Source organism: Paraburkholderia gardini, assembly GCF_907164575.1.
Lineage (GTDB): Bacteria > Pseudomonadota > Gammaproteobacteria > Burkholderiales > Burkholderiaceae > Paraburkholderia > Paraburkholderia gardini.
The window spans coordinates 1-12,231 of sequence record NZ_CAJQYY010000003.1; the positions used below are offsets into that span (position 1 = coordinate 1).

General features: G+C 64.3%; 9 protein-coding genes and 1 tRNA gene. 4 read left to right on the forward strand and 6 right to left on the reverse strand.

Going from position 1 to position 12,231, the window contains the following annotated elements; translation table 11 throughout:
- Positions 1–97: 97 nt before the first annotated feature.
- The 3 genes from LPA34_RS02935 to LPA34_RS02945 form a co-directional block, all read right to left on the reverse strand.
- Positions 98–188, reverse strand: a tRNA-Ser gene (locus LPA34_RS02935).
- Positions 189–330: 142 nt separating this feature from the next.
- Entirely contained in the window at positions 331–1,629 is a 1,299-nt protein-coding gene (gene serS, locus LPA34_RS02940) for a serine--tRNA ligase (RefSeq protein ID WP_228974739.1), read from the reverse strand.
- 90 nt (positions 1,630–1,719) lie between these two features.
- Complete coding sequence (locus tag LPA34_RS02945; RefSeq protein WP_228974741.1) at positions 1,720–3,033, reverse strand: replication-associated recombination protein A; 1,314 nt, start codon at positions 3,031–3,033, stop codon at positions 1,720–1,722.
- A 243-nt stretch (positions 3,034–3,276) separates the two neighbouring features.
- Between LPA34_RS02945 and cytX the strand changes: the two genes are divergently transcribed.
- Positions 3,277–4,593, forward strand: coding sequence for a putative hydroxymethylpyrimidine transporter CytX (cytX, locus tag LPA34_RS02950; protein WP_228974747.1), 1,317 nt, complete (start codon positions 3,277–3,279; stop codon positions 4,591–4,593).
- A gap of 38 nt (positions 4,594–4,631) precedes the next feature.
- Here cytX and speB read toward each other — a convergent pair whose 3' ends face one another.
- Entirely contained in the window at positions 4,632–5,630 is a 999-nt protein-coding gene (speB, locus tag LPA34_RS02955) for an agmatinase (protein ID WP_228974749.1), read from the reverse strand.
- A gap of 208 nt (positions 5,631–5,838) precedes the next feature.
- On the opposite strand from speB, the gene LPA34_RS02960 reads away from it, so the two are divergent.
- Positions 5,839–6,777 carry a LysR family transcriptional regulator gene (locus tag LPA34_RS02960; protein WP_228974751.1) on the forward strand — a complete coding sequence of 313 codons (939 nt, stop codon included), beginning with the start codon at positions 5,839–5,841 and terminating at the stop codon, positions 6,775–6,777.
- Here LPA34_RS02960 and lolA read toward each other — a convergent pair.
- Both lolA and LPA34_RS02970 read right to left on the reverse strand, forming a co-directional pair.
- Positions 6,774–7,499 (reverse strand): outer membrane lipoprotein chaperone LolA, encoded by a 726-nt coding sequence (gene lolA, locus LPA34_RS02965; protein WP_228974752.1) that lies wholly within the window; start codon positions 7,497–7,499, stop codon positions 6,774–6,776. The two genes, LPA34_RS02960 and lolA, sit on opposite strands and share 4 nt — an antisense overlap.
- Positions 7,500–7,628: 129 nt before the next feature.
- The gene (locus LPA34_RS02970) at positions 7,629–9,944 is read right to left on the reverse strand and encodes a DNA translocase FtsK (RefSeq protein ID WP_228974755.1); all 2,316 of its coding nucleotides are present in this window, start codon (positions 9,942–9,944) and stop codon (positions 7,629–7,631) included.
- Positions 9,945–10,280: 336 nt separating this feature from the next.
- Between LPA34_RS02970 and trxB the strand changes: the two genes are divergently transcribed.
- Both trxB and LPA34_RS02980 read left to right on the forward strand, forming a co-directional pair.
- Entirely contained in the window at positions 10,281–11,282 is a 1,002-nt protein-coding gene (gene trxB / locus LPA34_RS02975; protein WP_228974757.1) for a thioredoxin-disulfide reductase, read from the forward strand.
- Positions 11,283–11,437: 155 nt separating this feature from the next.
- The gene (locus LPA34_RS02980; RefSeq protein WP_228974760.1) at positions 11,438–12,223 is read left to right on the forward strand and encodes a Smr/MutS family protein; all 786 of its coding nucleotides are present in this window, start codon (positions 11,438–11,440) and stop codon (positions 12,221–12,223) included.
- Positions 12,224–12,231: the final 8 nt, after the last annotated feature.

Sequence of the window (12,231 nt, forward strand, 5' to 3'; positions counted from 1 at the left end):
ACTTACGGAGGGACTTGCACCCACAAGAGTGCGCCCATGCTGGGCGCACAAATCAAAAACCCCGCACGACTTTCGTCGTGCGGGGTTTTCTGGATTCTGGCGGAAAGGGTGGGATTCGAACCCACGGTACAGCAAAACTGTACACCGGATTTCGAGTCCGGCGCATTCGACCACTCTGCCACCTTTCCGGCATTGTTGACGCTCTGCCTGTTCGCTTCTGCGCCAATCCTCAAGCGGGTCGCTGCTCGGGGAAGCGAAGATTATAGAACAGTTGAAACCGCTTTCCAAGTCCCTTTTTGCAAAAACTCGTGAAGACCCGGCGCGATGCGCTCAGGCGACCTCAGGCGCTACCAGACGTTCGATTCCGCCCAGATACGGACGCAGTGCCATCGGCACCGTCACCGAGCCATCCGCGTTCTGATAGTTTTCGAGCACCGCGACCAGCGTGCGGCCCACCGCGAGGCCCGAGCCGTTCAGCGTGTGCACGAGTTCCGGCTTGCCCTGCGCGTTGCGATAACGCGCCTGCATGCGACGCGCCTGGAACGCTTCGGTGTTCGAACAGCTCGAAATCTCCCGGTACGTGTTCTGCGCGGGCACCCACACCTCGAGATCGTAGGTCTTGGTCGCGGAGAAACCCATGTCGCCCGTGCACAGCGTGATCACGCGATACGGCAGCTCGAGCTTCTGCAGGATTGTTTCAGCGTGCACGACCATTTGCTCCAGCGCGTCATACGACGTTTCCGGCGCGACGATCTGCACCATCTCGACCTTGTCGAACTGATGCTGGCGGATCAGGCCACGCGTGTCGCGGCCGTACGATCCCGCTTCCGAGCGGAAACACGGTGAATGCGCGGTGAGCTTAACGGGCAGCGCGTTCTCATCGAGAATGCTGTCGCGCACCGTGTTCGTCAGCGAAATCTCAGACGTCGAAATCAGGTACTGCGTGACCGTGTTCTCACCGCCGCCCTTCTCGACGCGGAACATGTCGTCGGCGAATTTCGGCAGCTGGCCGGTGCCGTACAGGATTTCCGGATTGACGATGTACGGCGTGTACACCTCGGTATAGCCGTGATGCTGCGTGTGCGTGTCGATCATGAACTGCGCGAGCGCACGATGCAGACGCGCGATCTGCCCGCGCAGCAGCGTGAAGCGCGCGCCCGAGAGCTTCGCGCCCGTTTCGAAATCGAGGCCGAGCGGCGTGCCGACATCGACGTGATCCTTCACCTCGAAATCGAACTGGCGCGGCGTGCCCCAGCGGCGCACTTCGACGTTGTCCGTTTCGTCGCGACCGGCCGGCACGCTTTCGTGCGGCAGGTTCGGCACGCCCAGCAGCAGATCCGACAGACGCTTCTGGATATCTTCGAGTTGCGCCGCCGACGCCTTCATCTCATCGCCCAGACCGCCCACTTCGGCCATCACGGCCGACGTATCCTCGCCACGCCCCTTCATGCCGCCGATCTGCTTCGACAGGCTGTTGCGACGGGCCTGCAGCTCTTCGGTACGGGTCTGGATGGCGCGGCGTTCGGCTTCGAGCGCGGAGAACGCGGCCACGTCGAGGGTATAGCCGCGGTCGGCGAGGCGTTTCGCGACGCCGTCGAGGTCTTTACGCAGCAGCTGGATGTCGAGCATGGGATTGGGGCGGGTATTCGTTGTGTGAAGGTGCGATTTTAGCGCAACCGGCCGGCGGATCAGCCGCGCGGCACGGCGTTGTGCGCGGCATCAATCTTTCTTCTGCCTGTTCTCGCTGCGCCATTGCGCATCGAGTTCACGCAGACGGTTCATCTTGTCGGCGATCCTGCCTTCAAGACCGCGCGGCGTCGGTTCATACCAGTGCGGCTCGCGCATGCCATCGGGCAGATAGGTTTCGCCCGCCGCGTACGCGTCGGGCTCATCGTGCGCGTAGCGATAGTCGTGACCGTAGCCGAGCTCTTTCATCAGCTTCGTCGGCGCGTTACGCAGGTGGACGGGCACGCCGCGCGACTGGTCCTTGCCGACGAACCGGCGTGCCTCGTTGTACGCCATATAGCCCGCGTTCGACTTCGGCGCGACCGCAAGATAGATGATCGCCTGCGCGAGCGCGAGCTCGCCTTCGGGCGTGCCGAGACGCTCGTAGGTTTCGGCAGCGTCGAGCGCGATGCGCGCGGCGCGCGGATCGGCCAGACCGATGTCCTCCCACGCCATGCGCACGATGCGCCGCGCGAGATAACGCGCGTCCGCGCCGCCGTCGAGCATGCGGCAGAACCAGTACAGCGCGCCGTCCGGATTGCTGCCGCGCACGGATTTGTGCAGCGCGCTGATCTGGTCGTAAAACGCGTCGCCGCCCTTGTCGAAACGGCGCAGGTTTTCGGTGAGCGCGCTACCCAGCAACGCGCCATCGATTTCCGTCGTCTTCTGCTGGGCCGCGGCCCGCGCGACGATTTCCAGGTTGTTCAGCAGCTTGCGGCCGTCTCCGTCGGCGGAGCCGATCAGCGCGTCGCGCGCTTCGTCCGTGAACGTGAGGCCGCCGAGTTCCTTCTGCGCGCGATCGAGCAGTTCGCGCTGCTCGTCGTCGTCCAGACTTTTCAGCACATAGACAGCGGCCCGGGACAGCAATGCGCTGTTCACCTCGAACGACGGGTTCTCGGTGGTCGCGCCGACGAACACGAACAGCCCCGACTCGACGTGCGGAAGGAACGCATCCTGCTGGCTCTTGTTGAAGCGGTGAACCTCGTCGACGAACACGAGCGTCTGATGGCCGTGCGCACGATGCACCTGCGCGGTCTCGACGGCCTCGCGGATGTCCTTCACGCCCGACAGCACCGCCGACAGCGCGATGAACTCCGCATGAAACGCGGCGGCCATGAGACGTGCGAGCGTGGTCTTGCCGACGCCGGGCGGACCCCAGAGGATCATCGAATGCGCCTCGCCCGATTCGAACGCGACGCGCAGCGGCTTGTTCGAACCCAGCAGGTGCTTCTGTCCGATCACTTCGTCGACAGTGCGAGGGCGTAGCCGCTCGGCGAGTGGCACGTTGGCACGGATTTCTTCAAACATGGCGTTTTGTGGATAATCTCGCATTCGGTACGGCAAGGCGCGTGCACAGGCGGCACGCCTGCACGGTCCTGCATTATGACAGCCGGCGGACCGGGGCGAGATGCGCGCACGCGACGTTAGCCATCCGGCCAGGGTCACGGCGCGCCACGCGCGCGGCACAATGCGGTCGTGGTGTCCGAAGCGGGGCGCGCGCGTTGACCAGTCGCATCGAGATAAATCAGCAACACACAGGGACACCTTTTGATGGCAAACGATCCAGTCTCCGGCGAAGCCGGTTCTACTTACGCTCCGCTTACACCGGTGCCGGATTCGCGGCGCGCGTTCCGCACCGGCGACGCATTCGCCCTGTGGTTCTCGCTCGGCATCGGCCTGCTGGTCGCGCAGGCGGGCGCGCTGCTCGTGCCCGGCCTGTCGCTGCCGCATGCGCTGGCTGCGATCGTGATCGGCAGCGTGATCGGCGTCGTGTTGCTGGCGCTGGCGGGCGTGATCGGCACCGATACGGGGCTCGCGGCCATGTCGTCGCTGCGGCCCACGCTGGGCGTGCGCGGCGCCTCGGTACCGGCGGTACTCAACGCGGTGCAGCTCGTCGGCTGGGGCTCGTTCGAAATCATCGTGATGCGCGATTCCGCCGATGCGCTTGCCAGACAGTCGTTCGGTCTTTCGATGCCACTCGCCTGGACGGTGATCTTCGGCGTACTGGCCACGCTGCTCGCGATCAGCGGGCCGCTCTCGTTCGTGCGGCGTTTCCTGCGCACCTGGGGCATCTGGCTCCTGCTGGCGGGCGCGGTGTGGCTCACGTGGAACCTGCTCGCGAAACACGATCTCGCCGCGCTGATGCAGCGTCCAGGCACGGGCGAAATGCCGTTCGGCGGCGCAATCGATCTGGTCGTTGCAATGCCGCTTTCGTGGCTGCCGCTGATCGCGGATTACACGCGCTTTGGCCGTCGCGCGGGCGAGACGTTTCGCGGCACGCTGCTCGGCTACGGCATCGCGAACATCTGGTTCTATGCGCTCGGCGCGATCTATGGCCTCGCGGCCGGCGGCGGCGATACCTTGCTGACCGCGGCGCTCGCGCAGGCCGGCGGCGGTCTCGCGCTGCTGCTGATCCTGATCGACGAAATCGACAACGCGTTCGCCGATATTCACTCGGCTGCCGTGTCGACCGGCACGTTCTGGACCCGTATGGGTGTGCCGCTGCTTTCGGCTTCGTTCGGCGCGGTCTGTACGGTAATCGCTCTCGCTGTGCCGATGGCGAAGTACCAGAACTTCCTGCTGCTGATCGGCTCGGTGTTCGCACCGCTCTTCGGCGTGGTGCTGGTGGATCACTTCATCGTCCGCAAGCGTCGTATCGATGCGGCGGTAATCGGCGACGTGCGCGGGCGCTATGGTTTCTCGGGTGGCTGGCACGTCAGCGCGTTCATCGCGTGGGCGATCGGCATCGCGGCCTATCAGGCGATCAATCAATGGCTGCCGAATCTCGGCGCAACACTGCCGGCGCTTGCGATCGGCGCCCTGTGTTATCTCGCCTTCGTGTCCACGCGGCGCGCAGCGTACGCGTAAATGCAAATGGCCCGCTCACATCGCGGGCCATCCGGTTTTTACGCCTGGCGTGTTGCCGGCCGATACTCGACGCCCGGCAGCACACACAGCAGCTCATACGCAAGATTCGCCCCGAGCAGCGCGGTCGTGCCGAACGGATCGTAGGGTGGCGCGACTTCAACCAGATCGCAGCCGACGATATTCAGCCCATGCGAGCCGCGGATGATCTCGAGCGCCTGCGGCACCGTCAGCCCTGCGATTTCCGGCGTGCCCGTGCCCGGCGCGAACGCCGGATCGATACCGTCGATATCGAACGTGATGTACACCGGGTCGTCGCCCATGCGCTCACGCACGCGCGACATCAACGGCGCCAGCGACTGGTTCCAGCACGCTTCGGCCTGCACGACTTCGAAGCCCTGATCGCGGCACCAGTCGAAATCCTCCGCCGCGTAGCCGGTACCCCGCAGGCCGATCTGCACGACGCGCGAGGTATCCAGCAGCCCCTCTTCCACCGCTCGGCGGAACGGCGTGCCGTGGGCGATCTTCTCGCCCATCATCGTGTCGTTGACGTCCGCGTGGGCGTCGACGTGAATCAGACCGACCTTGCCGTGCTTGCGGTGAATCGCGCGCAGGATCGGCAGCGCGATCGTGTGATCGCCGCCCAGCGTGACCGGCTTCGCACCGTGCTGAAGAATCTCGTCGTAGGCGGTCTCGATGCGCGCGATCGAATCGAGCAGGTTGTACGGGTTGATCGCCACGTCGCCGATATCCGCGACGCGCAGCGAATCGAACGGCGCCGCGCGCGTCGCCATGTTGTACGGGCGAAGCAGGACCGATTCCGAGCGGATCTGGCGCGGGCCGAAACGCGCGCCCGTCCGGTTCGACGTCCCGAGGTCGAACGGCACGCCGACGAAGCACGCGTCCAGTCCCTCAGCCGATTCGACGTACGGCAGCCGCATCATCGTCGTGATGCCGCCGCAGCGAGCCATCTGGTTGCCTGAAAGCGGTTGCGGATGCTCCACGTTGGCGTCGGGGAAAACGAAGGCTGAAGGTTTCATCGTGGCTCGCCCATGAAAGAGATGTAAATCGTGCGAAGGAGGTCTGGCTTACATGGGGTAATCCCGATCAATCCAGAACCCGGTCGAATTCTCATTCTTGTGCACTTTTCGCGAATGTAAAATGCGAACAGAATAAACTTCACATTCATCGGCATCGATGTTTCCATGCCGGCTCATCGCGCCATGCCGCGCCACACCGCACAACGCCATGTTCTCCCAGCTCACCGACCTCGATCTACGGCTGATCCGCGTGTTTCTGGCAATCGTCGACGCCGGCGGCGTCACGGCCGCGCAGGCGACGCTCAACATCGGCCAGTCGACGATCAGCACCCAGCTCGCCACGCTCGAAACGCGCCTGGGTTACCGGCTGTGCGAACGCGGACGCGGCGGTTTCGCGCTGACCGCGCGCGGCGCGCAGTTCGTCGACGCCGCGCGCACCCTGCTCTCGGCGATGAATACGTTCGGAATGCAGGCTCGCAACGTCGGAAGAAAGCTGGTGGGCACACTGGGGATCGGCATGATCGGACACACGCCGGTGTCGGCAAGCGCGCGGATCAGCGAGGCGATCCGCCGCTTTCGCGCGCGCGACGAATCCGTGCGTTTCTCGATCCTCGTGCGCTCGCCGGGCGAGCTGGAAGAACTGCTGCTGAGCGAGCGCATTCAGGTGGGAATCGGCTACTTCTGGCACCGGGTGCCGTCGCTGGAATACACGGAAATTTTCGCCGAAGACCAGTTCGCGTATTGCGCTAAGGATCACCCGCTGTTCGCGCGGGCCGGCGGCATCGACCCGGCCGAAGCCGCGCAGCACGCATGGGCATGGCGCAGCTATCCGCTGCCCGAAGCCGGAAGTTCAACGGCAACGCAGAACGTGACGGCCGTGGCCGACAACATGGAGGCGGTTGCGATGCTCGTGCTCTCCGGCTGCCATCTCGGCTATCTGCCGGAGCACTACGCCGCGCCGTATCTGAAGGCGGGTTTGCTCGCCGCGCTGAATCCGCAGGCGATGCGCTACCGCGTCGCGTTCCAGATGGTCACGCGTGCGCGGCAGCATCGCACGGATATCGTCGAAGCATTCATCGACGACATGAAGGCCGCCCATCCGCCGGGCGAAGCAATCGCCGCAAACGAAACGGGCGGAAACGCCTAGCCGTTGATCACATCCGCGCCCTTCGGCACGGTGAACTTGAACTGGTTCGGCGTGAGCGGCGGATTCTTCTGGATGTTCGAGAACGTCAGCAGCGTGACGTTACCGAACACGTCGTGCAATTCCATCGCCTCCAGATTGCCGTCACGAAAGCCGATACCGACGCGCTGAAACTGCGTGTCCTTCGATTTCGGCGTGAGTTCGAGCCAGTCGATGCCATCCTTCACGCCCGCGTCGCGCAGCGTGAAGTTCTTGTCGAGATCGTTGCTGCCGAACAGGATCGCTGCCGGACTCGCGCCGAGCGCGCCGCCCAGCGTGCGCACCGTGACCTGGTTCAGGTCTTTGTCGTAGACGTAAAGCTTGTCGCCGTCGGCCTGCAACACCTGTTCATACGGCTTCTCATACGACCAGATAAATTTGCCGGGCCGCGCGAACAGGAACGTGCCGCTCGATGTGCCGCCCGACTTCGGCATCGTCGACAGCGCGCCGCTCGCGCCCTGCGCGGCACTCGGCGCCTTTATTTCGCGCTGCACGAACGTGCCACGCGCCGCATGCACCTGCGACACAAACGCCTTCAGTTGCTCCGTTCCGCTCGCGAAGGCCTGCGACGCGAACAGCATCGATGCGCCCACCGCGACGCTACCCACGACGCGAACCAGCGAACGCGTCACCTGAAGGAACGCGAAACGGGAAACACGGGCATTCAGCCCGATTTGTTGCTGCATGTCTTTCTCCATGGAAGGAATCCGTAGCCGCGACCGCAGCCGTTTCCGGAATGGCGGCGGTGGCATGACGCGCTTCATGCCGCCGCCGCGTATTGATCGTTGCAGTCAGATACCGGCAATCGAACCGGCTCAATCGGCCTCGCGCACTGGCACGAGAATCTCGCGATTGCCGTTCGACGACATCGCCGAGACGATGCCCGACTGCTCCATCTGTTCGAGGAGCCGCGCGGCGCGGTTGTAGCCGATGCGCAGATGCCGCTGCACCAGCGAAATCGACGCGCGACGGTTTTTGGTGACGATCTCAACAGCCTGATCGTAAAGAGGGTCCGACTCGCCGCCGGCCGCTCCGGTTCCCGCGGCGCCCGCGGAACCTTCGTCGCCCTCGCCCAGCACGCCGCCTTCAAGGATGCCTTCGATGTAGTTCGGCTCGCCCTGCTCCTTGAGCTTGTCGACGACACGATGCACCTCTTCGTCCGATACGAACGCGCCGTGCACGCGCACCGGCAAGCCGCTTCCCGGCGGCAGATACAGCATGTCGCCCATGCCGAGCAGCGACTCGGCGCCCTGCTGGTCGAGAATCGTGCGCGAATCGATCTTCGACGACACCTGGAATGCCATCCGCGTCGGCACGTTGGCCTTGATGAGGCCCGTGATCACATCGACCGAAGGACGCTGCGTCGCGAGAATCAGGTGAATCCCGGCCGCGCGTGCCTTCTGCGCGATCCGCGCGATCAGTTCCTCGACCTTCTTGCCGACCACCATCATCAGGTCGGCGAGTTCGTCGATCACGACGACGATGTTCGGCAGGCGCGCCAGCGGTTCCGCGTCGTCCGGCGTGAGGCTGAACGGATTCGGGATCTTTTCCTCGCGCTTCGTCGCTTCGTCGATCTTGTTGTTGTAGCCGGCGAGATTGCGCACGCCGAGCTTGCTCATCAGCTTGTAGCGGCGCTCCATTTCGGCGACCGCCCAGTTCAGCGCGTGCCCGGCCTGACGCATATCCGTGACCACCGGACACAGCAGATGCGGAATGCCTTCGTAGACGCTCATTTCGAGCATCTTCGGATCGATCAGGATCATGCGGACCTGCTCCGCGCTCGCCTTGTACAGCAGCGACAGGATCATCGCGTTGATCCCGACCGACTTGCCGGAACCGGTCGTGCCGGCCACCAGCAGGTGAGGCATTTTCGCGAGGTCGGCGCACACCGGCTTGCCGCCGATGTCCTTGCCGAGGCCCATCGTGAGCGGCGAGGCCGCGTCCGCGTAGACGGCGGAGCCGAGAATTTCGGACAGCGTCACCGTCTGGCGGCGCTGGTTCGGCAATTCCAGCGCCATGAAATTCTTGCCCGGAATCGTCTCGACCACCCGGATCGACACGAGCGACAGCGAACGCGCCAGATCCTTCGCGAGACCGACGATCTGGCTGCCCTTCACGCCCGTGGCCGGCTCGATTTCGTAACGCGTGACGACCGGACCCGGATACGCCGCGACCACGCTCACATCGACGCCGAAATCCTTCAGCTTCTTTTCGATCAGACGCGACGTGAATTCGAGCGTGTCGGCGGAAATGGTTTCCTGCATGGCGGGCGCCGGATCGAGCAGCGAGATCGGCGGCAGCGTGGAATCGCCAGGCAGGTCGGTGAAAAGCGGCACCTGGCGTTCCTTCTCGACGCGCTCCGATTTCTCGGGCTTGACCACCGGCGGCACGATCATCACCGGCTCGTGTTCCTCGATGCGCACGCGGCCCTGCTCGACCTTGCCTTCACGTTTGACGGCCGCCGCTTCGCCGAGCTTGCGGTCGCGGCCCGCTTCGCGGCGCAGCTTCGCGAACGTCACCGCCGAAATGATCGATTCGCCAACGCGCTCGCACACCGACAGCCACGAAAAGCGGAAATACAGCGAGAGGCCGATCGCCAGCACGATCAGGAGCGCGAGCGTGCCGCCCGTGAAGCCGAGCGCGTGCGACACGCCATGCGCGACCGCTTCGCCGATCACGCCGCCCGGCGCGCGCGGCAACGGCACCTTCAGCGACCACATGCGCAGCGCCTCGATGCCGTCACAGGCGAGCAGCACGAGCACGAACGCGCACGCTTCGGCGAGCCAGCTGTGGTCGCGCGGCGCGTCTTCGTCGATGGCTTCGTGCCGGGTGATGCGGCGATAGTTGGCGGAAATGCGCCGCGCGAGCAGGACGACCCACCAGTACGCGGACAAGCCAAAGAGGAGCAGCAGGATATCGGACGTCCAGGCGCCGACGCGGCCGGCCCAGTTCGCGATGTGGTCGACCTGCGCGGCGTGGGTCCAGCTAGGATCGCGCCGGGTATAGCTGACGAGCGCCATGAGCAGGAAAACGCCGAGCGCGACCTGCAAGATCCAGCGGATTTCGGTGAAGAGGCGCGACATGCGATGCGGCAATGCCTGCGCGTTCGCGGAATAGGTAGCTTTTGCCATTGATCCTGTAGCGTGTGCGGCCCGGAACGGGTTGCCGGAGACGCCCGGCCGCCGTTCATTCGATGCGGCCTATTGTAAACGCACTGTTACGCCCACGGCTGTAAATGACGGTAACTGCCGCCCACGGCTGTTCACCCGCCGCAACGGCCGGAAAATCGCCCGGGATCGCCAGAAACCGGCAAAAACGTCCGGAACGCTATCGAACCGATCACAAAGCTTCATGAAGCAGCGAGAGGCCTCGCCCTTTATAATGCCGGACGAACACCCATCTACTGTTTCGACACAAGTCATCCGGCATCGCACAGGCGAGCCAGACGCTTTTTACGGATTTCGATCATGCCCGCACCCACGAAACACGCCAAGGTTCTGATTCTCGGTTCCGGCCCTGCCGGTTACACCGCCGCTGTCTACGCCGCGCGCGCCAATCTTTCGCCGGTGCTCGTCACGGGTCTGGCCCAGGGCGGCCAGCTGATGACCACGACCGATGTCGAAAACTGGCCCGCCGACGGCAACGGCGTGCAGGGTCCAGAATTGATGCAGCGCTTCCTGGAGCACGCGGAGCGCTTCAACACCGAAATCATCTTCGATCACATTCATACGGCAAAGCTCGACGAAAAGCCGATTCGCCTGATCGGCGATTCGGGCGAATACACGTGCGATTCGCTGATCATCGCGACGGGCGCATCGGCACAGTATCTCGGCCTGCCGTCCGAAGAGCTGTACATGGGCCGCGGTGTGTCCGCCTGCGCCACGTGCGACGGCTTCTTCTACAAGCAGCAGCACGTTGCCGTCGTCGGCGGCGGCAATACGGCCGTTGAAGAAGCGCTGTATCTGGCCGGCATCGCGAAGAAGGTCACCGTCATCCACCGTCGCGACAAGTTCCGCGCTGAGCCGATCCTGATCGACCGCCTGCTGGAAAAGCAGAAGGAAGGCATCGTCGACATCAAGTGGAACCACGTGCTCGACGAAGTGAAGGGCAACGAAGGCGGCGTGAACGGCCTGCGCATCAAGAACGCGAAGACAGGCGAAACGACCGATCTCGACCTGCAGGGTCTTTTCGTCGCGATCGGGCACAAGCCGAATACGGACATCTTCGCAGGCCAGCTCGAGATGAAGAACGGCTACATCATCACGAACGGCGGTCTCTCCGGCAATGCCACCGGCACGAGCGTGCCGGGCGTGTTCGCGGCCGGCGACGTGCAGGATCACGTGTACCGTCAGGCCATCACCAGCGCCGGCACGGGCTGCATGGCCGCACTGGATGCGCAGCGTTATCTGGAAACGCTCCATGACGAAGCGCTTGGCGAACATGTGATGAGCGCCGAAGCAGACCGGTAAAATAGCGTCAGGGCGCCACCCGACGCAGATCAAGGGCCGCGGCCGCGAGGCACGCGGCCCTTTTTGCATTTTTTATGTCCGGTGCGGTGTTCGTGCCCGTATCCACGTTTTCCCGTTCAAACGCATTCTCCGCACCTGCCGCGCGACTCATCGTCATGCCGAAAAATCTGCCCCATCCGAACGAACCGAAACGTCCACGTTCCACCCCTGCTGCCGCATCGCGTGCAGAGCAGGCGCCGGGCGCGCCCAGAAAGCCGTTGCTCGACCCTGCTGCCGGACTGGCGGGCCTCGGTGCATTGCGCGACGCGTTGAAGGTCGACACGCAAAAACGCGAGCGGGCACGTGCCGAAGCCGTGCAGGCAAAGCGTGAGGCTTCCGCCGACGCCGATCTGTTCCGCCGCGAGATCGGCTCCGTGGCACCGCTAGCCGTGCCGCCGCGTGCGACACCGCCGCGCAACCCGCCATCTCCACTGCCCGTGCAGACGAAGCTCGACGAGGAAGCCGTCCTGCACGAAGCAATCTCCGACGAATACGATCCCGAGGTGCTGCTGGAGACCGACGAGACGCTGTCGTACTGCCGGCCGGGCGTCAGCCAGGAAGTGGTGCGCAAGCTGCGGCGCGGCGCGTGGATCGTGCAGGCGCAACTCGACCTGCACGGCATGCGCCGGGACGAAGCACGCGAGGCGCTCGCTGAATTCATCCGCGAATCGGTGAAGCGCGGGTTGCGCTGTCTGCGTGTGATTCACGGCAAGGGCCTGGGCTCGATCGGCAAGGAGCCGGTGCTGAAGGGCAAGGTGCGCGCGTGGCTCGTCCAGAAATCGGAAGTGATCGCGTTCTGTCAGGCCCGTCCGCACGATGGCGGTGCGGGCGCGGTGCTCGTGCTGCTGCAGCCGGCCGCCGTGGCCGCCCATCACTATCATCCCGACCAGCTCAAACCGTAATGGAGCGT

Bases quoted from the DNA above. Each gene is read 5' to 3' on its own strand.
- speB (WP_228974749.1), bottom strand. From the start codon at position 5,630: ATGAAACCTTCAGCCTTCGTTTTCCCCGACGCCAACGTGGAGCATCCG.
- trxB (WP_228974757.1), top strand. From the start codon at position 10,281: ATGCCCGCACCCACGAAACACGCCAAGGTTCTGATTCTCGGTTCCGGC.
- LPA34_RS02980 (WP_228974760.1), top strand. From the start codon at position 11,438: ATGCCGAAAAATCTGCCCCATCCGAACGAACCGAAACGTCCACGTTCC.
- lolA (WP_228974752.1), bottom strand. From the start codon at position 7,499: ATGCAGCAACAAATCGGGCTGAATGCCCGTGTTTCCCGTTTCGCGTTC.
- serS (WP_228974739.1), bottom strand. From the start codon at position 1,629: ATGCTCGACATCCAGCTGCTGCGTAAAGACCTCGACGGCGTCGCGAAA.
- LPA34_RS02945 (WP_228974741.1), bottom strand. From the start codon at position 3,033: ATGTTTGAAGAAATCCGTGCCAACGTGCCACTCGCCGAGCGGCTACGC.
- cytX (WP_228974747.1), top strand. From the start codon at position 3,277: ATGGCAAACGATCCAGTCTCCGGCGAAGCCGGTTCTACTTACGCTCCG.
- LPA34_RS02970 (WP_228974755.1), bottom strand. From the start codon at position 9,944: ATGGCAAAAGCTACCTATTCCGCGAACGCGCAGGCATTGCCGCATCGC.
- LPA34_RS02960 (WP_228974751.1), top strand. From the start codon at position 5,839: ATGTTCTCCCAGCTCACCGACCTCGATCTACGGCTGATCCGCGTGTTT.